The organism is Teredinibacter franksiae (assembly GCF_014218805.1).
Classification (GTDB): domain Bacteria; phylum Pseudomonadota; class Gammaproteobacteria; order Pseudomonadales; family Cellvibrionaceae; genus Teredinibacter; species Teredinibacter franksiae.
Genome location: NZ_JACJUV010000001.1, coordinates 3372786 through 3399282 on the forward strand (window position 1 = coordinate 3372786; position 26497 = coordinate 3399282).

The following is a 26497-nucleotide window of genomic DNA, read 5'->3' on the forward strand; positions in this document are numbered from 1 at the left end:
TAATACATTCATGTATGCCTACACGGGTGGAGTTGTGTAAAACGCCGTTTTTCTATTCGCAAGGCTCTTGGCAAAGTTCGTTGAGCCAGAATAACGTGCCGCCTGTTACGGCTGCAGGCATTGCAACAATGTTGACGATAGGTATTACACTGCAAGCGGTAATCATGCCGCCAAACCCAAAGCTACTGTACAGAGAATTCCAGAGCTTGTTCCGTACGCGGGTGAACGAGCAGCGATGATTGTCGGCGGGGTAGTCGGCATACTGAATAGTCATACACCAAGCGCTCCAAGCAAGCCCGATTAAGGGGGCCAAAAGGCCTCCAACGCCAGGAATAGCAAAGCCTACCAGCAACATAATCAATATCACCAGCATCCCGCGAAAAATAAAGTACAGTAGTTTTTTGATTTCGCGTTTGAACACCCTTGGAATCATGCTAGATAACGACTCGGGCGCGGGGCGTTTGCCACTCAGCAGGTGTTCGGCCTTTTCGGCTAGTAGCCCGTAAAAGGGGGCGGCGATAATATTGGTAATAATGTTAAAGCTGTAGCCGTAAATTATGAGGACGAGCACTATCAGAACAAACCCCAATAGCGCTAGAAAAAAATCGACAACGGGTTTTAGCCAGTCGGCGACATCAAACGAAATACCGCCAGTAAACATGCCTAGGTAGGAGATAAGAATACTGGTGAGGGCAACAAATAAGAAGATGTTAACCACCAGCGGCACCAGAATGTAGGGCCGCAACTGGGGGTGCCACAATAGTTTAACGCCCTGAATGAAGTATTGGGCCCCGGAGAAAAAGCTGTTTTTAGGCAGAGCATCCAACATTAAAATTTGGCTCCCGCCGCCTCCAGCGCTTTGATGTAGTCGTTGCTCAAGCGGTGATCACTAGCCACTTGAAGTAATGTTTTACCCTGTGGGTTTTTGGCGTTAATGTCTCGCCCCTCCGCCACAAAGAACGTCAAAAACGTTTTGAAGTTTATGGCTTTCATGCCGCGATAAGCGCGTTCCAACGCAATGTAGTTGGTGTCCGCTTCGCCATTGTCTTCTACATCCAGAAAACTGCGTACGCGGTCGTCATCAAATACTTCGCCCAGTACTTTTTGTTTGTCTTTTTTTAGTGACATGCTTTTACCTGTATATATTTTCGGCGTGCTGTTCAAACCGGTCAGCACTTTAGTGTTTGGTGTAAAGGGTAAGCTTTTGAATGCCTCGCGCCCAGAAGATGCGAGGCAGCCCTCAAGGGAGGGTGTTATGCGCGTGTTCAAAAGCCCACCTTGTTGGGTAAACAGTCTGCTCAATTTGGCGAGCCGTTAGCCTTCCAGTTTTTGTTTTAAGATGGCGTTTAATTGCTGAGGGTTGGCTTGGCCTTTAGATGCCTTCATTACCTGCCCAACAAAAAAGCCCATCATCTTCGGTCGTTTGCTGTCATCCGCTTTGCGGTAGTTTTCTACCTGTTGTGGACTATTGTCCATAACCTCGTCCACCATTTTTTCCAGCGCGCCGGAATCTGAAACCTGTTTCAGTCCCTTGCTTTCAATAATCGTGTCGGCATCACCCTCGCCTTTCCACATGGCTTCAAAAACCTGCTTGGCGATTTTGTTGGAAATAGTCTGGTCTTTAATGCGCACTATCAGGCCGCCCAGTTGTTCACCGGTAACGGTGCAGTCTTTGATGCTGGTTTCATCGGCATTCAGGCGCGCTGAAACTTCGCCCATCACCCAGTTGGCCGCCAGTTTGGCATCGTCACATTTGGCCGCCGCCTGCTCAAAAAAGGCGGCCGTATCGGCGTTGGCACTTAGTGTGCCTGCGTCGTAATGAGACAGGCTGTAGCTGTCCTCAAAACGCTTCTGGCGAGTGTCGGGCAGTTCGGGTAACTGCAGGCGAATAGCTTCAATGTAGTCGTCATCGATAATAACGGGCAGAAGGTCAGGGCAGGGGAAGTAGCGGTAGTCGTTAGCTTCTTCCTTGGAGCGCATAGCCCGAGCGGTATGGGTATCGCCATCGTAGAGGCGGGTTTCCTGGGTAATGCTGCCACCGTCTTCCAATACCTCGATTTGCCGCTCCACTTCCTGATGAATACAGCGTTCCATAAAGCGGAAGGAGTTGAGGTTTTTGGTTTCGGTGCGCGTGCCCAGCTCTTTTTGGCCCTTGGGGCGAACAGAAATGTTTACGTCGAAACGCATGGAGCCTTGGCTCATTTCGCCGTCACATATGCCCAGTGAAATTACCAGCGAGTGTAGCTTGCGGGCTAAGGCTACAGCCTCCTCGGAGGTGCGCATATCGGGTTCGGTAACCACTTCAATCAGCGGTGTGCCTGCGCGGTTCAGGTCGATGCCGCTCATGCCGTGGTAGTCTTCGTGTAGAGATTTGCCTGCGTCTTCTTCCAGATGGGCGTGATGAATACGCACCCGCTTTTCACTGCCGTCGGCAAGCTGAATGTCCATGTGGCCGGGGCCAACAATGGGTTCTTCCAGCTGGGTCGTTTGGTAGCCCTTGGGTAGATCCGGGTAAAAGTAATTTTTACGCTCAAAAACTGAGCGCTTGCCTATTTCAGCATTCACCGCCAAGCCAAACATGGTGGCAAAGCGGAAGGCTTGCTCATTGGCGACCGGCAGTGTGCCGGGCATAGCCAAGTCGATAGCGCAGGCTTGGGTGTTAGGTTCGGCACCAAAAGCGATGCTGGAACCCGAGAAAATCTTGGTGTTGGTGGCCAGTTGTACATGAACTTCCAGCCCGATAACTGTTTCCCATTCCATAATCTTTACTCCTTACGCAATGGAAGCCGGAGCAGCGGTGTGGAAATCCGTTGCTTGCTGGAATTGATGGGCGAGATTGAGCAGCTTGCCTTCGGCAAAATAGTTGCCAATTAGCTGTAAACCAATGGGCTTGCCATTAACCAGGCCACAGGGGATAGACATACCGGGCAAACCGGCGAGGTTGGTGGCGATGGTGTAGATGTCTTCTAGGTACATGGCTACCGGGTCATCACCTTTGGAGCCGAATTCAAACGCGGGTGAGGGCGAGGTCGGCCCAATAATGACATCCACGTCTTTAAAGGCATCAACAAAGTCTTGTTTGATCAACCGGCGTACTTGCTGTGCTTTGCCGTAGTAAGCGTCGTAGTATCCGGCCGACAGGCAGTAGGTGCCTACGAGGATACGACGCTTCACTTCATCGCCAAAGGCTTCGCCGCGGGAGCGCTTGTAAAGATCTTCTAGGTCTTTCGGGTTTTCGCAGCGATAACCGTAGCGTACACCGTCAAAACGGGACAAATTGGCCGAACATTCAGCCGGGGCAATGACATAGTAAGCGGGAACCGCGAGGCTGGAGTGAGGCAGCGAGATGGATTTAATGGTCGCACCCGCCTTTTCATATTCTTTGATTGCGGCCTCTACCTGCGTTTGAGTATCCGGGTCGAGGCCCTCGCCAAAATATTCCTCGGGTACGCCAATGGTTATGCCGGCAATGGGGTCTGCCAGAGAGGCGGTGTAGTCGCTTAGGGGTTCATCGACGCAGGTGGAATCTTTGCTGTCGAAGCTGGCCATAACATTCAGCATCATGGCGGCATCTTCAGCGCTGCGGGCCATTACGCCACCCTGATCGAGGCTGGAGGCGAAGGCAATCATGCCCCAGCGGGATACCCTTCCGTAGGTGGGCTTAATGCCGGTAATGCCACACAGTGCAGCGGGTTGGCGAATGGAGCCGCCGGTGTCTGTTGCGGTCGCGCCAGGCGCCATGCGGGCTGCAACAGCGGCTGCGGAGCCACCGGATGACCCACCGGGCACGCAATTGGTCGCCCAGGGGTTTTTTACCGGCCCGTAGTAGCTGGTTTCGTTGGAGGAGCCCATGGCGAACTCATCCATATTGGTTTTGCCCAGCATTACCGCGCCAGCATCTAGGTAGTTTTGTACTACGGTTGCATTATAGGGCGGCACAAAGTTGTCGAGCATTTTAGAGCCGCAGCTGGTTTTAACGTCGGCGGTACAAAAAATATCTTTATGGGCAAAGGGTACGCCGCACATGGGTGCTGTGTCGCCACCGGCGATTCGGCTATCGGCGGCTTGCGCTTGTTTGATAGCTTGTTCTTCGGTAACGGTGATGAAACTGTTGTAGTCGCCGTCTAGGTCGCCTATGCGCTGGAGTAAGTAGCGAGTGATTTCTTCGCTGGAAAATTCCTTTGCCTGTAGTTTGCGACTAATCTCTGCAATAGTCAGGTTGTGCATTGCGTGGTCCTGAAATATCTGAAATGGGCTGAAGAGTTTGTTCTTGTTATGGTCACGGGTTGCCTGAGTATCACTCGATGACCTTAGGCACCAAGTACAAGCCATCTTCCGTTGCGGGTGCAATTTGTTGAAACTTTTCGCGCTGATTGGGTTCGGTTATATTATCGGCGCGCAAACGCTGAATGGCGTCGAGAGGGTGTGCCATAGGTGTTGCGCCTTGGGTATCCGCCGCTTGTAACTGGTCTACCAGAGCCAGTACTTCGGTAATACTTTTTGCGGTTTCTTCTATGGTTTCGTCACTGATTTTTAGCCGAGCCAAATTGGCCAGCTTTTCGATTTCCGAGGGGTTCACGCCGGGCTCCTAAAAGCATTGAGGGCATCTCTTTTGAGAGGATTACAATAAACGCGCTACGTTACCATATTTGCGCCTTGCCCAAAATCCCCGGCGTTGATAGAGTGCCTTCAAATATTGAGCTTGGGCGCGGTTCTGCAGTCTGAAGGCAGAGATGTGATTTGTTAACGGGCTCTTAGGAAAACAGAATTTACATTTTGAGTGAATTCGCTAGGTCGACAAGGTAAGGTTTAAACATATATGTTCAAGCGTTTACGCGGTATTTTTTCCAACGATTTATCTATTGATTTAGGTACAGCCAACACTCTTATTTATGTCCGTGAACGCGGCATTGTCTTAGACGAACCCTCTGTGGTCGCAATACGAAACCAGAATGGCCAAAAGTCCGTGGAAGCGGTTGGTATGGCCGCCAAGCGTATGCTGGGGCGTACGCCGGGTAATATCACCGCCATTCGGCCTCTGAAAGATGGTGTAATCGCCGATTTTCAGGTAACCGAAAAAATGTTGCAGCACTTTATAAAGAAAGTTCACGAGAACAGCTGGTTTCAACCCAGCCCTCGGGTGCTGGTGTGCGTGCCTTGTTTGTCTACTGAAGTAGAGAAGCGCGCAATACGTGAATCGGCCTTAGGCGCCGGTGCGCGTGAGGTACGCTTGATCGAGGAGCCTATGGCGGCGGCGATTGGCGCTGGCCTGAACGTTGATGAAGCCACCGGTTCCATGGTGGTGGATATCGGTGGTGGCACTACCGAAATTGCCATTATCTCGCTTAACGGTGTGGTGCTTTCCGATTCTGTGCGTATTGGTGGCGACCGTTTTGATGAGGCTATTGTGAACTATGTGCGTCGCAAGTACGGCAGTGTCATTGGTGACGCAACCGCTGAACGCATCAAAAAAGAAATTGGTTGTGCCTATGCGGGCAGTGAAGTACTCGAAATTGATGTGCGTGGTCGCAACTTGGCCGAAGGTGTACCCAAGAGCTTTACGCTGAATAGCGATGAAGTGCTGGAAGCCCTGCAGGAGCCACTTTCGGGTATAGTCCAATCCATTAAGAGTGCGCTGGAACTCGCGCCTCCTGAGCTGGCTTCCGATATTGCTGAAAGCGGTTTGGTGTTAACCGGTGGTGGTGCGCTGCTGCGCGATTTGGACCGGCTGCTCACCGAAGAAACGGGCTTGCCAGTGGTCGTTGCGGAAGACCCGTTAACCTGCGTGGCTCGGGGTGGTGGTCGTGCTATGGAGTTGATGGACCAGCATACAATTGACTTGGTGTATTAATATGTCGGCTGTTGGGTTTTTTCGCTGCCGAACCCTGTGTTCCTCTCGAAAAAGCCCAGCAGTCGGCTTGTAAGTTGGGCGCAGGGGCTTTGCCTTGCTGGTTTTTTCGTCACTAAAACAACCGGGAGTCGCTCATTAAACCGCTGTTTCGACAAGGTCCTTCGCTGTCAGTACGGGTATTTGTACTGACACTGGCGTCCCTCGCCATCGCTACTACCTACCTTTATACCGACTGGTTCGATTCCCTCAAAAGCAAAGCGGCGGACTTTTCTGCGCCGTTCTACTGGGTATCGGATATACCGGCCCGCGCCGGTGATTGGGCCGATAACGGAATGATGCCACGGGCTAAGTTGCTTCAGGAAAATGAGGCGTTGCGTACCGAGCTGTTGGTGCACAAACGTAAGTTGCAGAAAATGGCATCGCTGGTGGCCGAAAATGTTCGTTTACGCCAATTACTGAATTCAGCGGAGCTGCTGGAAGATAGGGTGATTATTGCCGAGCTGATTGGTGTTGCGCCAGACCCGAGTATTCATAAAGTGATTCTAAACAAGGGCAGTGCCGACGGTGTTTACGTGGGGCAGGCCATGGTTGATGCCCATGGATTAATGGGGCAGGTGGTGCATGTCGGTAGCTACAGCAGCCAAGTGTTGTTAATAACCGATACAACTCACGCCTTACCCGTGCAGATAAACCGCAATGGCGTGCGCCTTGTGGCCGAAGGCATAGGCAGCCTTTATCAGCTGGCGGTGCGCCATGTGGCAAGTACAGTTGATGTTAAAGTTGGCGATATGCTCGTCAGTTCGGGCTTAGGTCAGCGTTTTCCTATTGGTTACCCTGTGGCTGAAGTAACGGAGGTACGGGTAAACCCAGGGAAGCCCTTCGCCTACGTGGTTGCTCGACCGATGGCGGAAATGAATCGCAGTCGCCATGTTTTGCTGGTGTTCGACCAGCCTCCCGCCGAAGTGACGGCAGCGGAGCCTGAAAATGGTCAATGAACGGCAACGCCCGCTGGTGGTGTTGGTGGTTAGTATTCTGTTGGGGCTGATCATTGCCGTGTTTCCCGTGTCAGAGGAGGTAGCCTACCTGCGGCCAGAGCTGGTGTGTATGTTGGTGGCCTACTGGGTTATGCAGTCGCCTCAGCACCTTGGAATGCTGTTCGCATTTTTGGTTGGTCTAGCTCAAGACATTGTAGAAATGACGGTTTGGGGGGCTCACGCCATGGCCCTAACGTTGCTCGCCTATATTTGCTTGATGTCGTACCAACGCATTCGTAATTATTCTGTATGGCATCAATCACTGTGGATATTTGTGCTGGTGGGTACTCATCAGGTGGTCGTTAACTGGATACAGGGCATGGCGGGTTATCACGCACCCGCGAAGCTGTTGATATTACCTACGGTAATGAGCGCTTTGTGCTGGCCGCTGATGATCTTGCTGTTTCGCCGGGTTCGGCTGCGTTATCGCATAAGCTGAACTGCCCCTGCTAAGGTAGAATGCCCCACTATCGCAACTGGCTGAGGTAACTTAAACTCTCGCCCCCGTGCTCATAGCACCTTAACGCTCTTATATAAGTCAGTATTCATCGTGGATCAGCAGCAAACTCCCAATTTATACCTTGCATCCCAGTCGCCTCGCCGGCGTGAACTGCTGGACCAGATTGGCGTTCGATACCGGTGTGTTAGCCTAGGCGTGCCCGAGCAACGCTTACCCGCAGAAGCCGCGCAGGATTATGTGGTGCGGCTAGCAAAAGCGAAGGCGGCGGCGGGCTGGCTACAGGTCAAGAATAAGTCTGTACCGGTGCTGGGTTCTGACACTATTGTGGTGTGTGCGGGCGAAGTACTGGAAAAACCGGGTGATGAGCAGCAAGCGGTTAATATGTTACTGAGGATGAGCGGCAGTGAACACCTAGTGTTAACGGCAGTAGCCCTGTGTATGGGCGACCGTTGCCAGACTAGACTTAGTACTACTACGGTGAGGTTTCGCGCTATCTGTGAGGCCGAGGCACGCCGTTACTGGCACAGCGGAGAGCCTAGCGACAAGGCGGGAGGTTATGGTATTCAGGGCTTAGGTGCTATTTTCGTAGAATCTATTAAGGGAAGTTACAGCGGCGTTATGGGTTTGCCGCTATATGAGACTTCACAGTTATTGGGAGAGTTCGATGTGCCCGTGTGGCAGGTGTCGGCAATAAATCAGGAAGAGGAGAGCTCTCGTGAGTGAGGAAATACTGGTTAATTTTGGTCCAACAGAAACCCGCGCCGCTCTGGTAGAAAACGGTGTGTTGCAGGAGGTTTTTGTAGAGCGTGCGCGAACCAAAGGCTTTGTGGGTAATATTTATCAGGGCAAGGTCGTGCGAGTGCTGCCGGGTATGCAGGCGGCGTTTATCGATATTGGTCAGGCTCGTGCCGGTTTTATCCATGTTTCGGATATTGCGCCACTGAACGAAGACGGGGTAGAAGAGCGCGGCAATGCTGAGGCCGATATTCGCGAGCACCTGCGCGATGGGCAGGACTTGCTCGTGCAAGTTATAAAAGACCCCATTAGCACCAAGGGGGCAAGGCTGGCAACCCAACTGTCGGTTTCGGCGCGGTATTTGGTGTATATGCCCAATAGTAATCATATTGGTGTGTCCAACCGAATTGAGGATGCCGAAGAACGCGAGCGGCTAAAGGCTATCGTAGAAAAGCTGGCGGCCGAATATGCCGATACCTATAAAGGTGGTGGTTTTATTGTACGCACCGTGGCCGAAGGGGCAACGGAAGAGGACTTGCGCGCCGACATCCCGTTTGTGTTTAAGCTATGGCACGACCTAGCGGACCGTATTAAGTCGGCCAAGGCCCCCTCTATTGTTTACGAAGACTTACCGCTTTACTTGCGTACCATTCGCGATTTAATGCGTTCCAATATTGAGCGTGTGCGTATCGACTCACGCGAAAGCTTTTCCAAAATGGAATCCTTTGCCAAACACTATGCGCCGGAGATTGGCGGGCGTATTGAGCACTACCCCGGAGAACGCCCGCTATTCGACCTATACGGTGTAGAAGATGAATTACAGCGCGCGCTCGATAATAAAGTGGTACTCAAATCGGGTGGATACTTGATCATCGAGCAAACCGAGGCCATGAGCACCGTCGACGTGAATACCGGTGCTTTTGTGGGCCACCGTAATTTAGAAGAAACAATATTCAAAACCAATCTTGAAGCGGCGTCGTCGATTGCCCGTCAGCTGCGACTGCGCAATTTGGGCGGTATTATCATCATCGATTTTATCGACATGAAAGATGCCGAGCATCAGCGCCAGGTGTTGCGCACGCTGGAAAAGTACCTGGAAAAAGACCGCGCTAAAACCAGCATTACGGGTGTTTCCGAACTTGGATTGGTGGAAATGACGCGCAAACGAACGCGGGAATCTTTGGGGCGGGTATTGTGTGAGCCCTGTCCGGTTTGCAGCGGCCGAGGTTCACTAAAGTCGGCGGAAACCATTTGCTATGAAATATTCCGCGAAATTCTGCGTGAGTCCAGAACCTACGACAACGAACGTTTTTTAGTGTTGGTTTCCCAGGCGGTAATCGACCGATTATTGGATGAAGAGTCAGACAGCGTCGCAGATTTAGAAGCCTTCATTGGTAGGCCCATTAAGTTTCAGGTGGAATCGCTCTACAATCAGGAACAATACGATATCATTTTAGGATAGGGGCGGAGCCACCCTATGCGTACTGACGGGCTCTGGTAGCGGCTATGAGATTAATCAGCCAACGAACGATACGGCGACTCGCCCGACGGGTGTGGGGGACTTTGTTCACCCTAATTATCGCTATTGCTGTTCTGGTGCAGTTGGGGCGGGAGGCATTTCCGCTACTCGATGATTATCGCAATGATATCAGCGAGATATTAGGTAAGCGCCTGGGTGTTGATATTCAAGTAGGTGGGCTGGTGGCAGACTGGTCTGGCCTTAAGCCAAAAATCATCCTTACCGATGTTTACGTTGCCACCTTGCAGAAAGAACCCATCTTCAACATGGCGACGGTGACAGCGGAGCTGGGGCTTATCGATAGCCTACTGGATTTTGAATTACGCTGGCATCATTTGGCGTTTGAACGTTTCCAGACAACCTTCAAGCAAGCGGAAAGTGGCCAGTGGAAAATTAAAAACCTGGCCATGAAAAAAACTGGTGAGTCCAAGTTCACTATTGATGACCCGCTCGACATCTTCCTTTTTGGCCGCCGTATTCAGCTCAACGATGTAACCTTCAATCTTGAGTACCGTACGGGGCATGCGTCTGTCGTAAACATCCCCAGTATTACCCTCGAAAACGACCGAGACTTCCACCGAGCTGTTGCGGCGGTGGGTGTTGTTAATGAAGCCGGTGAGCTAGATCGGCACTTCCAGATGGTAGTGGAAGCCACCGGCGACCCGCGAGACCCCGATAATTTTGATTCTGTTGGCTACCTAGCACTTAAGCAATTTCCCATGGAAACGGTGGTCGCGGCATTTGCCGGCAGCCACTGGGAAATGCAGGACGACCAGGTTTGGGGAGAGGGTCATCGGCTCGACCTAGAGCTTTGGTTTCGTGGCACCACCTACAGCGGAATGACCCTGCGTGGCCAGCTGCGTTCCGATGGCTTGCCACTGGATGTACCAGAAAATGTGATTTTGCCTGAAGGCATGGCCGCCGATATCTCCGGGCGTTGGCACCCAAACCATGGTTGGAATTTTGTATTACAGCAAATGGTGGTTAATTGGCCCGAGTTTCAATCACCGCCGCTCGATGTGGAATTGCGTGGTGGGCTTAAGCGACCGCTGGCCATAGCCGTAGAGGAGCTAGACCTAAAACCCTGGCATGACCTCACAAAAAAAATAGGCATTATGGGTGAAAAGCCTGCAGGTATTATAAACGCCCTAGCGCCAGAGGGGCGGTTACATAATATTGATATTCGCCTAACGGGAAAAGACGCCGGATACTTTGACCTAAAGGCGCAGTTAGACCGCGTGAACGTGCACAGTTTTCGTGGTTCCCCGGTTGTAAAAAAGCTGAATGGATTTGTTTCAGCCAACGCATTAGGTGGTTTCGTTGATATTCACAATCATGAGGGTTTCAGTATTGCTTTCCCGAAGGTGTATGCACAGCCACTTGAATTTGAAACCGCTAGCGGCCGCGTTGGCTGGCAAATCGATACTAAAACTAAAACCGCCTATGTGAACTCTAATCGATTACAGTTTGCAAACGGTGACGAAGTGGCGAATGGTTATATGCACCTTCGCTTACCCACTGTGCGCGATGGCCGTGAGCCACACATGACTTTAGCCATTGGCGTTGAAAAAGCGCCTTTAAGTGTGCACCGAAAATTTGTGCCTCAGACTATTCCTAAAAATCTTCACAAGTGGTTGGGGGAAAGTATTGGCGAAGGCACGGCAACAAACATGGCCTTTACATTTCACGGGTCGATCAAAAAAAACCCTAAAATCAAACCCTCCATTCAATTTTCGGCGGATATTCACGACGCCAACTTGGCCTTTGACAAAAACTGGCCCGAGCTAAAACATGTAAATGGACGCCTAGAGCTCGCTAACAATCGCTTAGATGCACAAGTGAAACAGGCCACTTTATTGGGCAACCAGGTATCCGATGCCCAGGTGCGCCTAATAGAAAACCCCAATGACGATGGCATGGCGCTGTCGATTCGTGGCGATTTAAAAAGTAACGCCGCCGTTGCAATGGAGCTATTGCAAAACAGCCCGGTACGCAGTGTGTTCGGTTCAACATTCGATTCGTGGAGTTTTGGCGGTAATGTGTCTGCGGCCATCGCGTTGCAAATTCCATTAAAACCCGGCGCCGAAGGTACCCGTCAGAGTGTGCAGGTCGACTTCAATCAGGCGCGAGTAAATATGGCCGATATCAACTTGGCCATAGATAAAGTGTCGGGTCGCCTGCAGTTCGATTCAGACAAGGGGCTAAGTGCGCCTAAACTGAAAGGTTCTGTTTGGGGTAAAGCCTTGTCGGCCCGCATCGAAAGCCCATTAGTACAGAATATAGAAGGCACTAAAAGCGAAGGCAAGCGCAACACCGTTATCCATTTTACAGGCCCGGTGAACGTCGCGGATGTACGCAAATGGACGCATCGCCCAGAGTTGGGCTTTGTTGAGGGTGTTACCGCTGTGCAGGGCAGTATCACCATACCCGCGCGCAATACCGTCGACCACTTCCTAGAGGTAGACCTTTCCTCCCAGTTAAAGGGCGTTAGCTTTCAAATGCCAGAACCCATGGTAAAAACGACCGCAGAGGAAAAGCCCTTTAACGTAAATTTACGCCTGCACGAAGGTTTTCAGCACTACCGATTTTCCTACGACGAATCGGTGGTATTGCGTCTACAAACTGGGGACGCCATTGAAAGTGCCGCCCAGTTGAATATTGATGCGGAGCCATTGCCCTTGCAGCACGGTTTTTTCGATGTTATAGGCCAAGTAGAGACGTTTGATATCGAAGAGTGGGACGGCGTGCGTGAGCAATATTTTAAATATTTACGTGCGGGCCAAACCGAAGAGCAGATTGGGCAAGAGGAAACAGACCTGCCCATACGCCTAAATTTGGATATAGGGCAAACCAACTTTGGTGATGTGGTAGTGGACGATGTGCGAGTGTCTGGTATTGGCACTGAAAACGAGTGGGCGCTGTATATCGACAGTGAGATCGCTGCGGGCAACCTATTAGTGACCGGTGAAGAAAACAAAATAGAATTGGCCGTAGAGCTGGATTACTTTCGTATTGGCGAGGAAGCGTCTGGCGAAGGCGAAGGCGAAGGCGAAGAGCAGGAAGCGTGGGCGTTAAAAGAAATGGATTTAAGTCGCTTTACTTTCCCCATACAGTTTTCAGTAAAAGAACTGACGCTTGCAGGCAAACCCTATGGGCGTTGGGCGTTCGACCTAAAACCGCTTGAAGATGGTATTGCACTAACAAACTTAAAAGCTAACGTGCGCGGTATGGGCATAGGTGAAGCGGTGCAGCCGCCTGCACCTAAGGAGGTCACGGCGAGTAAGACAAGAACAAATACAAAGAAAACGTCGACAGCCGGGCGGAATAGAAAAATAGATAAACGCTTGGCGTTTACAAAAAGCGTGGTAGAGCAACCCCACGCCGAGTTTATATGGCGACAAACAGAACGAGGAAATTTTAGTTCGTTTAACGGCACGCTAATGGCTGTGGGAACAGGGAGCCTGCTCGAAGCCTGGGGCTTTGAGAAAATTCTAGACAGTGAACAGACAGCGGTATCCGCACGGATGAGCTGGCCTGGTGCGCCAGATGAAATAAACATGCAAGCCGTTAGCGGTAAAGTGGTGTTCGACATTGAAGACGGCAGTTTTATTCGCGGCGCAAAAGAGGCCGACAACGGCCTGCTGCGTTTAATTGCCTTATTTAATTTCGATACCATTGCTAGGCGGCTGCAGTTGGATTTTAGTGACATGGCAAAATCCGGTTTTGGCTTTGAATCGGTTCACGGTGAATTTCTATTTGAGAATGGTTGGGTTTATATTCATGAGCCCCTCGTGGTGGATTCCACCTCATCAAAATTACAGATGGCAGGCACGCTGGATTTGGTCGAAGAAAAAGTGGATGCAGAGCTAGTGGCTACCCTGCCGGTTGCCGGTGATATTACCGTGGCCGCTGCGTTGATTGCCGGGTTGCCTGCAGCCATTGGGGTTTTTATGATTAGCCACATGTTTGAAGAGCAATTAGATAGAGCTTCCAGCATTAACTACCGTGTTACTGGAAACTGGGACGACCCAAAAATAAAATTTCGCAAAATATTTGACGATAGCGCGGCAAAATCCAAAGCCAAAGAAGTTGAGTCTTTACGTAAAGAATCAGCCAAAACAGAAACCGTAGACCCCTACCATGAGCCACCAGAACCCACCCCCATTCCCGACTAGAAGGTGGCCCCCGTGTTAAATGCTGAGTCCTTCATCGTTGCCGCTATTCAAATAGTGAGTAATGTTCCCTCGTGTATAGAGGAAACCGAATCAGCCATTATAGACAATATGCAAACCGTAGAGCGCCTGGTTGCCGAGGCTGCAAAAAGCGGTGCCGAGCTGGTGGTGCTGCCAGAAAATGTACTCACTTTTGGTAGCCGTAAGCCCTTCACCCTAGAAGCCCAACAACAGTGGTTGGCCGCGTTTAGCGTATTGGCGCAACATAAAGGAATTTGGCTAGTAGCCGGTAGCCTGCCGCTTTCCAATTTTCAGTGGCAGATTGGAGATAACTGTAAAGACCTGGAATGGTCTCAAGCCGCAGGTCTTCCATACGCTACAACCGTAGTATTCGACAAAAAAGGTAAGCTACGTGGTGTGTACCAAAAAAATAATTTGTTTGATGCCAATATTGCCGACGCAACGGGGCAGTATCGAGAATCAGATATTTTTCAAAGGGGCAGGCACCCGGCCGTTGTAGAAACTCCCTGGGGAAAAATGGGCATCGCCATCTGTTTCGACCTGCGCTTCCCTCAGTATTTTCAGCAATTACGTGCGCTAGGCACGGATTTTATAGTACTGCCTTCGGCGTTTACCTACACAACCGGCAAGGCACACTGGGAGATTTTACTACGCGCACGAGCGATAGAGAATCAAACGGCGATGGTGGGCGTAAACCAGGGGGGTGACCACGATAGCAAACGTAAAACCTGGGGTGACTCCATGATTGTGGATGCCTGGGGCAGTGTGTTGGCGCGTGTAGGTAACGCACTCACCGCCGACGATTCGCAATTGGGAGAGAGTATAGTACTGGCAGAGTTGAAGTTGGCTGGGCAGCGCGCGATTCGGGAGAGTATGCCGTTGGTGGCACCTCTGCCGTAAAAGGTTTCTGTTTGGAGGTGGTAGTGGTGTTCGTCTGAATTTTTAGCGGGTGTGGGTATCTATTTGGCCGGTATCCGTTTTTATCAACCCACTCCTATTGTTTTAAAACCCCTTTTTACTTCGAGTTTAAATACCAATGAAATTGTTCTGAGGTCGAACTTGGTATAAGCATAAAACTCCCAGCTGAACATTCAAACGCTTTTCAAAATAAAGGCAAGAGCCTTCAATACTGTTTTCTGGCTGTTGGCGAAATGGCGTCGTTTTACGGTTAAGTGTTTTTGATGAATAGCGTACGGGTGTACTTCCTAGATGAATTGAGTGCTTTGTCGTTCAAAAGTGTTGAAAATACAGGATAAATCGCGGCGGGCAAAAAAATAGTCGATTTTTTCCTCATATATCTGACGCTGTTGTAAAAATGGCCTGTTTTTATAATGAATTCAAAGGGTTACACGGGTTGATGGAATTCGGTGATATGAGGCCATTGGGACCATTTGCCCTTTTGGGATTTAGGCGCCACTTGGCGGAAAGCTTGACGTGGCGGGGGTTTCAGCGTAGTTTCCGGGTTTCCAAATAAAAAATATGCGCGCCCCGAAATATGACGCCTGGGGCGCGATATACAAATGTTAGGGTACTCTCGGGTTAGGTAGTCATGGATAATATTGAGCAATATAGAAAGTTAATGTTCGATTGGTGTAGCGAAATATTGATACCGCACATGGACGAAATAACTAACGGTAAAGAAGTAGACCTACCGGAAAGAGAATTTATCGATATCCTCCACCATAATTTCTACGACATCATGGAAACTTATGAAGCACTCGAACTCTCTGGAGTGTTGCTTTCAGTAAAGGGGCCTAGAAGTAATAAAGTTTCTGAAGATAAATATTGTAGATATGTGATCAATACATACCTTCAGGACATGTACATATTAAAAGAAAGGTTAAACTCTTACGCTACAAAAATTAAGCGCATACATAATAATTTAGGTCGCAATCAAATTGTGGATTTACTTGTTGAACCAGTTTTTGATGTCATTAAATCAAGCTTTCAAGGTATTGTAGATACTCGAGGCGGTCATGTGCATCAACGAAGGTATACAGACGATATTCTAGATGACGCAAGCTTATTCTCTTCAACTGCTAAGTCAGATCCCAAATTTTCACCTGTATCAAAAGTAAGCCTTGAGTTACTCAAAGAAGAATGGGGCGAAAGGATTAATAAAAATAATGCAAAAGTTAAAGAGTTACTAAATTACTATTTTGCATGTTTATATGGTGTAATCCAAGAAAATCAAAAGGTTATTGTGCCATAGTACCCTAACAAGGTTATTAACCATCGCCAGCAAGCTGGCTGGACCTCCGCTGCGTTGCTCGTTTTGCGGTTTCACGCTACGCTACCGCAAAACAATCAACCCAGCTCCGGCCGGTTATAACGGCGTTATATGGCTCTGCCTTTAATTTTGTAATTAATTTTAGTTTTTTTACTTCGTAGGTAAGTTTATTTGGTTTGTGGCGGAATTTTAGTTTGTAGGTTTAGGTGGTTCGATAATCTAAATTGGCTATCTAGCATTGAGCACCGCTGAGTATTCTGCAAGTCTGAATGTGATCAAATAGCGAGTGGTTTGTTTTGGCATCTTGTTCGTTTTAGAATGTCGTGGTAGGTTTAACCATCGCAATTAAGGAGTCCGTAGCAGGGAGTCGCTATCAAGTTTTCCCCGTTCGTTCTTCATGTTTTAAACTAAAATGGTAGTGAGTGTGTAGGGCAGTTTTCTATCGCCAGTCGTCGGCAAAAGCTTCACTCGCGTTTCGCAACGTAGTGTTTTTCCGTGAAGTAGATCGCCCACATAACAAGAAGCTGCACCTGACATTTTTTGCTACGCTCAATTGTGTATGTCGCGTAGCTCCATTTTACACAATTGCTCTCCGCAAAAACTGCAGGTGAGCTTGGCGTTAAGTGTAAGAAAGCAGGTATGAACATAATCCAATGGATAGTATTTGTTTTTTGCTGCGCCGTATCTTTGTATACGTTGGTGCTCAATTATTTCTGCATCTTTGAAAATTACAGAAATAAGAAGGCAGGTATTGATAGGCACGTTTCATATATTCCGTTTGTTGCGGCCGTGTTCGCGCTAATAGCAACGGCTACCAGCCCAATAGAAGTTATAAAATCTGGCATAGGCTTTTTTGGCGTTGTTTTTATCATCGATGTGGGTACAAGTGGAATGTTGGTCTTACTAATTATAAGTGGAGTTAAGTATTTGTATGGGCGTGTCAACACTTAACAAGTTGCACCACTCGACGCCGTGGTATCCGCAGCTTGCCGTGCATTCGCTACGCTCATTATTGCACGGCAAGCGGCTCCAACCACAGCGCAAGTGTGCAAGGCGTTATGAGTTACGCGTATGAGAGAGAACGTTGACATACTTGGAGTATTTCACGACGGAAGCATCGTTGAGATTCTTGGCGCGCTTCCGAAAATATCTTTTCGCATTGAAATAGAGTATCTCCGAAATATGTTCCCATCAAAAGGTGATTCATTTCTTGCTCACGTATCAGAATGTGAGTCTATTGTATTCTACAATTGGGAAAATGAAACTCGCACAAATGAACTGGCAGAAATTCAGAAAGAAGAACCAGAAATACTTAGCATTGAGCAGCAAGATGATACTGCCCATATTATATGCTCAACGGGTGAACTTGACGTTCTTTACAAAAAAATAGAGTTTCAACTAGATTCTGGCGCACCAGTGACATTTCAGGAACTAACAGAGGCATGTAATAATTACTGGGATGATTGGGAAAGTAGAAAAATATCATAACAAAAACATCTTGAGCGACCTATTTTGCGTCGCTTGAAAAAGACCAAGCAACACAAAATAGGCGCCAAATGTTGGCGTTATAAGTGCTCTGCATTTTTCGTCTTGGCATCAAGTCAGTGCTAAAAATTTGCATTGGAGTGAGTTCATTTAATCCGTTCTGCGAGTTGGTTGTTTTAAACGTATAGCGCTGTGAATTTGTCGTTTATATGTTTTGGTGGGGTGTTCTTTTTTTTCTCCATTGTGGTAGGTTTGTTCTTTGAGATTTTGGTGGTTTTGCCCGAGCATCTTGGTGCCACTAAGAGAAAATAATAGTTTTTGGAAGGTTGTACTTCTAAGTGGTAGCTTCGCTTTGGTTTAAGCTCCACTTGCGTTACGCAACGAAGCAGTGTTTGGTTCGGTGGTTCGCTCTTATAACAAAGCGGTCAAGTTGACCTCCACTGCGTTGCTTATTTTTGTGCTTAAATAGCACAAAAAAACCAACTTCGTTCCGGCAACTTACCTTATAGTTATGTTTAATTATGGTTATAGTTTTGCTGGTCATAATAGTGCTGCAGGAGGGATACGCTTTCGTCGTAAGTAGAGACTTGGCTAGAGAGCTACGATCGCATTTTCCCGAAATATATAGCGATCTGGGAAATCCTGATGTTTCATACTTTTCGAGAAGGGTTTCTTTTAGGCTTTTTGTGTATGTGTTTGGTGAGGCAAAAGAAAATAGCAATACCCGTATTCGGGGCCATAGCACATATTTGCGTTGGGTTTGGTTATTTAGGGCTATTGAAATTATGGCTATCGTTGGGTATTTGAGCTATGGCATCAAAACATAACCATCTCAGCCAGCGGACTTACGTTCCGGATTTTATTTTTACGGTAAAACGCTACGCTACCGCAAAAATAAAATCCTACACTCCAGCCGCTGCTGCAGGGCGTTATGAGCGCGGTTCGAAAATAAATAAAACGAGTCATGTGCTTGATTTACGGCACGTTGTAGCGGGTCTCTCGGCGTTAACGTACGTAGGTTCTTTGTGTCTCGCTAGCTTTGTTCCTGGTGCCAAATAGTCGTTTTATAGGTGGTGGCAAATAGCACTTCGCATTTGGCCACCGCTTTTATAGTATGGGGTTTGTTGGTGGGGCGGTTTGTTCTTTCCTGCTGCCATTGGCAAGCTAAAATAAAACGTGGTTTTGTTGTGGTACTTACTGCCGCCGCATAACCAGTCGCTCCATAAGACGCCAACTGCGCAGTTTGTTTTACGCATTCCGCTTCGCTACATTTTAGCGTAAAACAAACTACACAGTAGGCGCTTATGAGCTTAGCGTTAGGGCTCATTAAAGAATGCGCTGAAATTGGAGTAAAAGTGTTTAGAAAAATATTATTTGTTGTTTGCTTATCGGTCTCGGCCTTTTTTGCAGATGCCTCAGAGCTTAAAGAAGAAGCTCTAAAGTCTGTGTTCAAACCATCTTTTGCATCAACTGAAGGTGAGCAAAAAGCCGGTACTGCATTTGTTGTCAAATATAAGGAACACTTTTATGCGGTAACAGCGCATCACCTATTTAGTGAAGCTGGAGGGTTTAGTCGAGAATATAATTGGAAAGAATTGCAGAGTTTAGTTAGCGAGGTTTCACTTCAAAGCTTAAGTGATGAGGAAACCAAGTATTCAACTGATAAGGCTATTAAGATCAAGGGAGCTAAGTCTGTATCAAATTGGACGGGCAAAAATGACATAGCTATTTTTATGCTTAATCAGAAGCCTGCTAACTATCTGGCACTGGCCGAATCACCTCCAAAAGTCGGAGAAACTGTCTGGCTGTATGGATTAGTTTATAATCGATCACCTGAATTACTTCTACATAAAGCGGTAGTTGTAGAATACGACAAAAATTGGATCTCGTATCAGTTTGCGGATTCCGGGTTAACTTTGAACGGTACTAGCGGTGCGGCTATTTTGAATTCTCGCGGCCAAGTAGTAGGTATAAATTTAAGTGGTGGAAAGCAAGAGGGTAAACTATACGGGTACGGTAACCCTCTAGTTTCAATACAAAGCATATTTAAAAAGTATGTTCAGTTGAAGCCCTAACAAAGCTATGCAATTGACGTCAAAAAGCTTCGTTCGTTTCACTCTCTACACTTTTAGCCGCAATTGATAGCGGCGTTATGAGCGCGGTTCGAAAATAAATAAAACGAGTCATGTGCTTGATTTACGGCACGTTGTAGCGGGTCTCGCGGCGTTTAAGTAAGTCGGTTCTTTGTATCTCACCAGCTTTGTTCCTGGTGCCAAATTGTAGTTTTATAGGTGGTGGTAAATAGCGCTTCGCATTTAGCCACCGCTTTTATAATATGGGGTTTGTTGGTGGGATGGTGTGTTCTTTCCTGCTGCCATTGACAAGCTAAAATAAAACGTGGTTTTGTTGTGGTACTTACTGCCGTCGCATAACCAGTCGGTCACCCTGACGCTGCATACTCCGCCGCTTTTTTGTGCATTCCGCTTCGCTTCATTCTTGCACAAAAAGCAGCTCCATATGCAACGCAGGCTACCTTAGCGTTATGAGCGCGGTTCGAAAATAAATAAAATGAGTCATGTGCTTGATTTACGGCACGTTGTAGAGAGTCTCTCGGCGTTAAAGTACGTAGGTTCTTTGTGTCTCACCAGCTTTGTTCCTGGTGCCAAATAGTAGTTTAATAGGTGGTGGTAAATAGCACTTCGCATTTAGCCACCACTTTCGTAATATGGAGTTTGTTGGTGGGGTTGTGTGTTCTTTCCTGCTGCCATTGGCAAGCTAAAATAAAACGTGGTTTTGTTGTGGTACTTACTGCCGTCGCATAACCAGTCGGTCACCCTGACGCTGCATACTCCGCCGCTTTTTTGTGCATTCCGCTTCGCTTCATTCTTGCACAAAAAGCAGCTCCATATGCAACGCAGGCTACCTTAGCGTTAGGGCCTTCGGATGAGTAGAGAATTTTGGAATCAAGCCAGAAAAAGAAGAAACTTATTCTTCATTTGGTGGTTATGCTGGATTCCGTTTGGAGTGATGTATACAGCTTTTGATAGCTATTTATTTAGTGAAGAATCACCATTACCATTTTTTACCCCCTTAATACTCTGGGGTGTGCTTTGGTTCTATATTTCACTAAGAATTCGAAAATTGAAATGTCCCAAGTGTAACGAGAGAGCATTTGAGCACTGTATGTTTTTCATGAAACATGCTAAATGTAAATGTTGTGGTTATTCATATAAATAATGAGAATTGACATCCCTAACAAATTACTCCTGCTGACATTTTTTCCGTTGCTTCTTTTGTGCTTAATAGCACAAAAGAAGCAACGGAAAAAATGCAGCAGAGTAAGGCGTTAAGCAGTAATTGATATGCAACGAATCGGGCAAGAAATATTAGAAACCTGGAAGGACAAACTTTCGGAGAAGTTAGGTAAGTCAGTAGAGGAGCTTTCAGAAAGAGGCTTATCTGCATCTGATTTTAATAGCTCGTCAAAGGTGGTTCTAAGCAATCCAGGTGAGCTGGAATGTACTTTTAGTCATGCATTTTCAGTCGTTAATGCAGAGGCTGGTAAAGTGGCAGTTTTTACCGAGCACTGTGGATACCATGAGTTTTACCTAAATGGTATGAAAGTATCAGATGTGCTTACAGAAGAATATTGGGATGAAGATTACCGCGCTTAACAAAGCCAGCAAATCTGACCTCCGTAAACTGTCTTCTTTTTTGCAAAAACACGCAAAAAAGCAGCCAATTCACTCCGGCAGTTTCTGGCGGCGTTAAGCACTATTATGGATAAAGTAGAAATTGTAAATTGCGTAAAGATTCTCTGGGAAAATGTGAAAAAAGACTGCGAATTCTCCTATGAAATTATTCATGAGGTGGATCGTTTTTTAAATGGAGAGCTAAAGGGGTTGGAAGGACTAAAAGAGCTGGGTACAGGACTATACAAGGAGGTAGGTCGAAGCAACTATCCTGATGGGGATATTAGAAGGGACGGTATTCGATCTATGTCACACTTTGTTATGGGGTATTGGGACATTGCTTCAGACCGAGAGAATGAAAGCAAAAGACGTTTACAAATCGCAACCTCAGGTATGAATAACTATTTAAGTAATCACGCAAATGCTTAACAAAAGTAGCCAATTGACCTCCGCAAACTGTCTTCTTTTTTGCGGAGCAAAAAAACAGCCAGCCTGCTCCGGCAATTGCTACTGGCGTTATGCTCTCAAGGAATTTCTAATTCATGGCAATGATTTTAACGGGTAAAATATCCGAACAAGGCTTTGAGCAGGACTACGTACCGAATACAGAGTATTTCTACTCCGTTAGCGGGAAAGAGATAAAAGCTCCTTCAACTATAGTTTGGTGCAACGACTGTCAAAAACTATGTGATGGCGAGTTATTACCTAGCCTTGCTGCCATTAATGACAGAATGGAAAGGTTTCGCTCCGGCGCTTTGGATGAGGTTCTTGGGCTAGACGGCGTAAAGCGAAATTCGGAAATTTCTGAAATGGAGTTGCTCCGAAATCTCAGAAAAGCTAGGAAGTCAGAAGCAAAGTGTCTGGTTTGCGGGGGCTCTAGCATAACCGAAGTAGATGAGCCTGAAGGCTATTCTCCAGAGTACCCACCAATAAAATTGACAGTAAAGTACATGAACGGAGAGCATCAACTTTTGATTTATATTTCCGGTCATGCAAATCTAAAGTCAATGGGCAAGGTGGTGCTAAATGAAGAAGGGCAAATAGCATAACAAGCGTAATCAGTGCGAAATTTATTCCGGCGCTTGTTTTGTGGCGGAAAAGACTGCCACAAAAAAATCACCTCCATAAATTCGCCTGTTACGGGCGTTAGGCATTAAATGAGCATCATGAAATTTAGCTGGGCTGAGCTTATAAATGAAATAGCTAGGATGCATATTTCAGGCCTAGGCGAGTCTGAAATTTCATCTAAGCTTGCCGAAGCTTCTCTGAGTGGGTGCGGGGAAATTGAGCGTGTAGAAATTGACTCCACAATTGCATCACCATTTATTCAGCTGAATATGCCGCGGATTGAAGTGTCACATCATGACAAAGTCATAACTGCGAATTTTCTAGCATTGAATTTTTCTGCAGTAAACGTCGACGATCTGGATGGTTTAGAAAAAGGTACTTCTATCAGCTTTAGTACACGTATAATTAAATCAAATGGTCCGTTTCCCGGTGTCGGTATTTCGGAGTTTGATGATGAAAGGGAAATATTAATAATGTTGGGCACTAAGGAATCCGAACTTGCCTAACAAAGCCAGCAAATCTGACTTCCGTGAGCTGTCTTCTTTTTTGCAAAAACACGCAAAAAAGCAGCCATCTCACTCCAGCAGTTTCTGGCGACGTTAGGAGTCCATGTTCACGCGAGAAAAATCATGAAAGAAATTCAAGAAAGGTTAAAAATATTAATTCAGTCAGCGATCATTGAGATTATCGATAATAATTCCGAAAAAATTGTTTCGTATAAGAAAAAATCACCTACCGAAGTATTTATAAGCGTCTCCGGGCTGGCGGTAGATGTTTTTCCTGGCCAGCATGGCGGTATTAGTATTTCACTTATCCCAGCAGGTGTAAGCGAAACTGAAGTAGCTGAATGCGCTGATTTAGATTTATATTTTGATGGTAGTAAAAGTCTACCGGCATGTAAATCGCTCTCAACCTACGTAAGTAGCCTAGTTGAAGGTGATTTGTCTTGTGATGAGGAGTCATGGTATAAAGAAATATCTAATATTATCTTTATAGCAACGGCGATGGCTGCCATGTCTAGTAAGGTTGTTGAATCACTTTGTAGTGTAAATATTCAAGCATATACGCCATCTGGTTCAGAATATACAAGGTTTTTTAAGTTCTATGTATTCGACAGAGAATCGAATTCCAAATTAAGAAATTATTGCGAAGCTGTTTTACTTAATAGATATGTACTCTCCTAACAAAGCTATCAAATTGACGGCTTTTCCGTCGCTTGTTTTGTGGCTTAACGCTACGCTACCACAAAACAATCAACTCCAAAGCCGCAATTTATAGCGGCGTTATGAGGCTAGGGCGAATTAAAGTATTTTAACTTCCACTTTTGTAGTGGGGTGCTAAATCGGTAGGAGCTTTATCGTAGTGTGGCAGTTGCAGCCGTAGGCCACAACTAAGCACTTCGTAGAAAACGGGTGCTAGTTAGTCGCTCAATTAAATTACAAAAAGCGCAAATTAATTGAGCTTTTTACAGTAGTAGAATTGACGGTAGGAGTTGTTCGTTCCTTTTAAGTGGTAGTCGGACAGTGTGTTGCCACAGGAAGTCCAGGTTAGTTAAAAAGGTTGGTTTATGCGTTCTAAGAGGTTAACGAGTGTGGCTCATAACAAGGCGCTCAAACATCAGCCCAGCGAGCTGGGCTTGGACCTCCGTTACGGCGCTTCGCGCCTTCACTGCGGCCGTTTAGCGCGGCGTTAAGTGCCCCCGTGAATAGAGAAATGTATGTATAAATTAGTATCCCTAATAGGTCTGATATTGTTTCCATTTCAAGCTATCGCTGGCGCATGGGGAGTCGGTGCATTTGATAACGATACTGCTCTAGATTGGGTGAGTGAATTATCCGACTCAGATAATCCGTTAGTGCTTTTTAAAAGTGCAATCGATGCCCCATCTATAGGTGGTTATATTGATGCTGACATTTGTTCCAATGCCATTGCTGCATCAGAAATTGTAGCAATTGTGTTCAATGCATCGAGTGGGGAATATAGCAAAGTAATATTGAAGCTTGCAAAATCGCTAAAACCGCAGTTGAGTAAAGAAGCAGTCCCGAGAGCAGAAAAAGCTGTGGCAATATGTAGTGGTGAGTCGGGATCAGAATTAAAACAATTGTGGAATGAGTCGAAGGAATGGAGTGCCTATGTTGGTGGGTTACAGCATCGCCTGAAATCCGCACTTAACAAGTAGCTGCACCTGACAAATATTGCTGCGCTCGTTTTGTGTATGTCGCGCAGCTCCATTCTACACAAAACGCTCTCCACAATATTTTCAGGTGAGCAAGGCGTTAGAACTCACAAGGAGTATCAGTGCCACCAACATTTCTAGTATTTTTAGCATTTGTAATGTATGCGCCTCTCTTTTTTCTGGTTTTACTTGTTTGCGTCTGTATGCATTTTACTGGCAAGTACAGTAAGTACTCAATGCCCGTATTGGCTGTGTATTTTGCATTCCCAATATCAATCGCTATTGCATGCTTAGTGGCATTGCCTGCCTTCCTCCTGTCTATAGCTGGCGTATATCTATCAGAGCAGTATCTTGTAGAGGCAGCATATCCTGTTAATGTCATTCTGGTGTCTTTAGCCGCAATTTTTTTCTTTGTAGTGTGCTATAAGTTGGTTAAAAAACTGTGCCTGTTGGCTTGGGCATGGGCATTAAACAGGTGGCCTTTTGGCTTGTTTTATCAAGGCTCTAACAAGCATAGCCAGGCCGACATTAATTCCGGCGTTTGATTTTATGCTGGCCGCTACGCTAGCACAAAATTAAACGTCTCCATCAATGCGCCTGCTATGGGCGTTATGCACAGAGTATTGCGAATAAAATATCTATATGAATGGAAGGTTGTTTCTCAATAAATATGACAGGGCCAAATATATTAGCGGGTGGATTACTGTTCTATTGGCGAGTCTAGGATTATGCTCAGCGGTGATTTACGGAGAGCGTATAGCCGTGCCTATAGGGCGATTATGTTTTGCTATGCTCATAACGTATATTAATCTCGAAAGTCTTGTTGGTGGAATTATGCCGGGTAAAGCTACCGGCGTACGAACATCTGCAATAGCGCGAGAAAGTATGCCAATTCGGTTTTGGTCTTCCATTATTTTTATGGAGCTAATAGCAATAGCATTTTTTATAGCTGGAACGTACCAATTATGTGTTCAAGTGGCTTATGCATAACAAACTCAGCCAGCAGGACCTCCGTTCCGGCGCTTGTTTTTGTGCTGGTCGCTACGCTTGCACAAAAAAATCACCTCCACTACGGCCGCTGCTGCAGGGCGTTAGAAAGCTCTGCTAAAAATATGGTCTGCTTTTAGTTTGGAGTAAGGCGCTTCGTAGGAAGTGAGTGGTGCTGGGTAGCTTTAAAGTAATACGTGGTAGCTCAAAGTGATTTCCGTTTTTGAGCTATCTCGGTATTAAGCCTTTGTGTGTTGTTCGGTAAATTACCGTTCGTTCTTCACGGGGTAGCAGGGTGTTGTGGTTTCGGCTGGTTTGGTATTCTTGCGGTCACAATTTTCGGGTGTGGTTCCGCTAGCGCTCCACAACGTAGTATAAATTAGGGTGTAATTGTCGCCGGTCTAACCAAGCTAGCAACCTGACACTGCATGCTACGCTTCTTTTTGGTGTGGCTGCGCCACAATACACCAAAAAGCTGCTACGCACACAGTGCAGGTTCTAGCAGCGTTAGGCGCGGGCAAGATTTAGATATGAAATATGCATTTGTGATTACTGTTTTGTTTTTATGTTCTTGTTCTGAAAGGATGAGCGAGAGCGATATCGATGTAGTGGTGGCAACGAAGTCTCTGCAATATCTACTGTCAAAATGTGTCGCGGATGGTGGTATTTTTTTTGGCGAGATGAGTTATGAACAGCCAATTGGCAAAAGGTTGTCTTATTGTAACCAATCCGGCGCTTACATTAAGTATGGTGGTGTTTTTGTAGAAGAATATGGTTTGTATATGCCGGGAAAAGGGATTTCAGTTGTGGAATCAAGCAGTACAGATCCTAGTTACAAGAATATTTCAGGGTTGGTATATAGCTATCGAATACGGGGGTAAAATGCCTAACCAAGCTAGCAACCTGACACTGCATGCTACGCTTCTTTTCGGTGTGGCTGCGCCACAATACACCAAAAAGCTGCTCCGCACGCAGTGCAGGTTCTAGCGACGTTATGAGCGCGGTTCGAAAATAAATAAAACGAGTCATGTGCTTGATTTACGGCACGTTGTAGAGCGTCTCTCGGC

The 26497-nt window shown here is 47.0% G+C and carries 23 protein-coding genes; 18 read left to right on the forward strand and 5 right to left on the reverse strand.

The annotated features are described in order from the left end of the window. Positions 1-52: 52 nt before the first annotated feature. The 5 genes from cysZ to gatC form a co-directional block, all read right to left on the reverse strand. The gene (gene cysZ, locus H5336_RS14335; RefSeq protein ID WP_185234955.1) at positions 53-829 is read right to left on the reverse strand and encodes a sulfate transporter CysZ; all 777 of its coding nucleotides are present in this window, start codon (positions 827-829) and stop codon (positions 53-55) included. Beyond that, on the reverse strand, positions 829-1128 hold the full coding sequence (locus tag H5336_RS14340; protein WP_185234956.1) for a PA4642 family protein: 300 nt from the start codon (positions 1126-1128) through the stop codon (positions 829-831). The genes cysZ and H5336_RS14340 overlap by 1 nt, the downstream gene beginning before the upstream one ends. A gap of 186 nt (positions 1129-1314) precedes the next feature. Beyond that, positions 1315-2760: an Asp-tRNA(Asn)/Glu-tRNA(Gln) amidotransferase subunit GatB gene (gene gatB / locus H5336_RS14345; protein WP_185234957.1), complete on the reverse strand. Its 1446-nt coding sequence runs from the start codon at positions 2758-2760 to the stop codon at positions 1315-1317. A 12-nt stretch (positions 2761-2772) separates the two neighbouring features. Continuing rightward, complete coding sequence (gene gatA / locus H5336_RS14350) at positions 2773-4227, reverse strand: Asp-tRNA(Asn)/Glu-tRNA(Gln) amidotransferase subunit GatA (RefSeq protein WP_185234958.1); 1455 nt, start codon at positions 4225-4227, stop codon at positions 2773-2775. Between the two features lie 70 nt (positions 4228-4297). After that, positions 4298-4579, reverse strand: a complete 282-nt coding sequence (gene gatC / locus H5336_RS14355; RefSeq protein ID WP_185234959.1) for an Asp-tRNA(Asn)/Glu-tRNA(Gln) amidotransferase subunit GatC — start codon at positions 4577-4579, stop codon at positions 4298-4300. Between the two features lie 240 nt (positions 4580-4819). On the opposite strand from gatC, the gene H5336_RS14360 reads away from it, so the two are divergent. From H5336_RS14360 to H5336_RS14445, 18 genes are all read left to right on the forward strand, one after another. Continuing rightward, on the forward strand, positions 4820-5851 hold the full coding sequence (locus H5336_RS14360) for a rod shape-determining protein (protein ID WP_185234960.1): 1032 nt from the start codon (positions 4820-4822) through the stop codon (positions 5849-5851). 143 nt (positions 5852-5994) lie between these two features. Further along, the gene (gene mreC / locus H5336_RS14365) at positions 5995-6846 is read left to right on the forward strand and encodes a rod shape-determining protein MreC (protein ID WP_185235768.1); all 852 of its coding nucleotides are present in this window, start codon (positions 5995-5997) and stop codon (positions 6844-6846) included. Next, the gene (gene mreD / locus H5336_RS14370; protein WP_185234961.1) at positions 6836-7324 is read left to right on the forward strand and encodes a rod shape-determining protein MreD; all 489 of its coding nucleotides are present in this window, start codon (positions 6836-6838) and stop codon (positions 7322-7324) included. Before mreC ends, mreD begins: the two co-directional genes overlap by 11 nt. 111 nt (positions 7325-7435) lie before the next feature. Continuing rightward, positions 7436-8068 carry a Maf family protein gene (locus tag H5336_RS14375; protein ID WP_185234962.1) on the forward strand — a complete coding sequence of 211 codons (633 nt, stop codon included), beginning with the start codon at positions 7436-7438 and terminating at the stop codon, positions 8066-8068. Further along, positions 8061-9542, forward strand: a complete 1482-nt coding sequence (gene rng, locus H5336_RS14380) for a ribonuclease G (RefSeq protein WP_185234963.1) — start codon at positions 8061-8063, stop codon at positions 9540-9542. Before H5336_RS14375 ends, rng begins: the two co-directional genes overlap by 8 nt. Positions 9543-9586: 44 nt before the next feature. Further along, on the forward strand, positions 9587-13774 hold the full coding sequence (locus H5336_RS14385; protein ID WP_221628059.1) for a YhdP family phospholipid transporter: 4188 nt from the start codon (positions 9587-9589) through the stop codon (positions 13772-13774). Positions 13775-13786: 12 nt separating this feature from the next. Continuing rightward, complete coding sequence (locus H5336_RS14390; protein ID WP_313557306.1) at positions 13787-14692, forward strand: carbon-nitrogen hydrolase family protein; 906 nt, start codon at positions 13787-13789, stop codon at positions 14690-14692. 649 nt (positions 14693-15341) lie between these two features. After that, positions 15342-16004: a hypothetical protein gene (locus H5336_RS14395; RefSeq protein WP_185234965.1), complete on the forward strand. Its 663-nt coding sequence runs from the start codon at positions 15342-15344 to the stop codon at positions 16002-16004. 1089 nt (positions 16005-17093) lie between these two features. After that, positions 17094-17510, forward strand: a complete 417-nt coding sequence (locus tag H5336_RS14400; protein WP_185234966.1) for a hypothetical protein — start codon at positions 17094-17096, stop codon at positions 17508-17510. Positions 17511-18811: 1301 nt separating this feature from the next. Continuing rightward, positions 18812-19582 (forward strand): S1 family peptidase, encoded by a 771-nt coding sequence (locus tag H5336_RS14405; RefSeq protein WP_185234967.1) that lies wholly within the window; start codon positions 18812-18814, stop codon positions 19580-19582. Between the two features lie 1287 nt (positions 19583-20869). After that, positions 20870-21181 (forward strand): hypothetical protein, encoded by a 312-nt coding sequence (locus tag H5336_RS14410; RefSeq protein WP_185234968.1) that lies wholly within the window; start codon positions 20870-20872, stop codon positions 21179-21181. A gap of 105 nt (positions 21182-21286) precedes the next feature. Further along, on the forward strand, positions 21287-21628 hold the full coding sequence (locus H5336_RS14415; protein ID WP_185234969.1) for a hypothetical protein: 342 nt from the start codon (positions 21287-21289) through the stop codon (positions 21626-21628). Positions 21629-21741: 113 nt separating this feature from the next. After that, positions 21742-22248, forward strand: coding sequence for a hypothetical protein (locus H5336_RS14420; protein WP_185234970.1), 507 nt, complete (start codon positions 21742-21744; stop codon positions 22246-22248). Between the two features lie 108 nt (positions 22249-22356). Then, positions 22357-22773 (forward strand): hypothetical protein, encoded by a 417-nt coding sequence (locus H5336_RS14425; protein WP_185234971.1) that lies wholly within the window; start codon positions 22357-22359, stop codon positions 22771-22773. 123 nt (positions 22774-22896) lie between these two features. Further along, a complete protein-coding gene (locus H5336_RS14430) occupies positions 22897-23451 on the forward strand; it encodes a hypothetical protein (RefSeq protein ID WP_185234972.1) in 555 nt (184 codons plus the stop codon). Between the two features lie 533 nt (positions 23452-23984). Then, positions 23985-24446: a DUF4259 domain-containing protein gene (locus tag H5336_RS14435; protein WP_185234973.1), complete on the forward strand. Its 462-nt coding sequence runs from the start codon at positions 23985-23987 to the stop codon at positions 24444-24446. Between the two features lie 119 nt (positions 24447-24565). Beyond that, complete coding sequence (locus H5336_RS14440) at positions 24566-24988, forward strand: hypothetical protein (RefSeq protein ID WP_185234974.1); 423 nt, start codon at positions 24566-24568, stop codon at positions 24986-24988. Positions 24989-25960: 972 nt separating this feature from the next. After that, entirely contained in the window at positions 25961-26311 is a 351-nt protein-coding gene (locus H5336_RS14445) for a hypothetical protein (protein ID WP_185234975.1), read from the forward strand. The last annotated feature ends 186 nt before the right edge of the window (positions 26312-26497 follow it).

What these genes read in the sequence shown, in the direction of transcription:
- H5336_RS14410 (WP_185234968.1), top strand. Translation starts at nt 20,870, where the DNA reads ATGCAACGAATCGGGCAAGAAATATTAGAAACCTGGAAGGACAAACTT.
- H5336_RS14445 (WP_185234975.1), top strand. Translation starts at nt 25,961, where the DNA reads ATGAAATATGCATTTGTGATTACTGTTTTGTTTTTATGTTCTTGTTCT.
- H5336_RS14395 (WP_185234965.1), top strand. Translation starts at nt 15,342, where the DNA reads ATGGATAATATTGAGCAATATAGAAAGTTAATGTTCGATTGGTGTAGC.
- mreD (WP_185234961.1), top strand. Translation starts at nt 6,836, where the DNA reads ATGGTCAATGAACGGCAACGCCCGCTGGTGGTGTTGGTGGTTAGTATT.
- H5336_RS14400 (WP_185234966.1), top strand. Translation starts at nt 17,094, where the DNA reads ATGAGAGAGAACGTTGACATACTTGGAGTATTTCACGACGGAAGCATC.
- cysZ (WP_185234955.1), bottom strand. Translation starts at nt 829, where the DNA reads ATGTTGGATGCTCTGCCTAAAAACAGCTTTTTCTCCGGGGCCCAATAC.
- H5336_RS14415 (WP_185234969.1), top strand. Translation starts at nt 21,287, where the DNA reads ATGGATAAAGTAGAAATTGTAAATTGCGTAAAGATTCTCTGGGAAAAT.
- H5336_RS14405 (WP_185234967.1), top strand. Translation starts at nt 18,812, where the DNA reads ATGAGCTTAGCGTTAGGGCTCATTAAAGAATGCGCTGAAATTGGAGTA.
- H5336_RS14430 (WP_185234972.1), top strand. Translation starts at nt 22,897, where the DNA reads ATGAAAGAAATTCAAGAAAGGTTAAAAATATTAATTCAGTCAGCGATC.
- H5336_RS14435 (WP_185234973.1), top strand. Translation starts at nt 23,985, where the DNA reads ATGTATAAATTAGTATCCCTAATAGGTCTGATATTGTTTCCATTTCAA.
- H5336_RS14425 (WP_185234971.1), top strand. Translation starts at nt 22,357, where the DNA reads ATGAGCATCATGAAATTTAGCTGGGCTGAGCTTATAAATGAAATAGCT.
- gatA (WP_185234958.1), bottom strand. Translation starts at nt 4,227, where the DNA reads ATGCACAACCTGACTATTGCAGAGATTAGTCGCAAACTACAGGCAAAG.
- H5336_RS14360 (WP_185234960.1), top strand. Translation starts at nt 4,820, where the DNA reads ATGTTCAAGCGTTTACGCGGTATTTTTTCCAACGATTTATCTATTGAT.
- H5336_RS14340 (WP_185234956.1), bottom strand. Translation starts at nt 1,128, where the DNA reads ATGTCACTAAAAAAAGACAAACAAAAAGTACTGGGCGAAGTATTTGAT.
- H5336_RS14385 (WP_221628059.1), top strand. Translation starts at nt 9,587, where the DNA reads ATGAGATTAATCAGCCAACGAACGATACGGCGACTCGCCCGACGGGTG.
- gatB (WP_185234957.1), bottom strand. Translation starts at nt 2,760, where the DNA reads ATGGAATGGGAAACAGTTATCGGGCTGGAAGTTCATGTACAACTGGCC.
- H5336_RS14420 (WP_185234970.1), top strand. Translation starts at nt 21,742, where the DNA reads ATGGCAATGATTTTAACGGGTAAAATATCCGAACAAGGCTTTGAGCAG.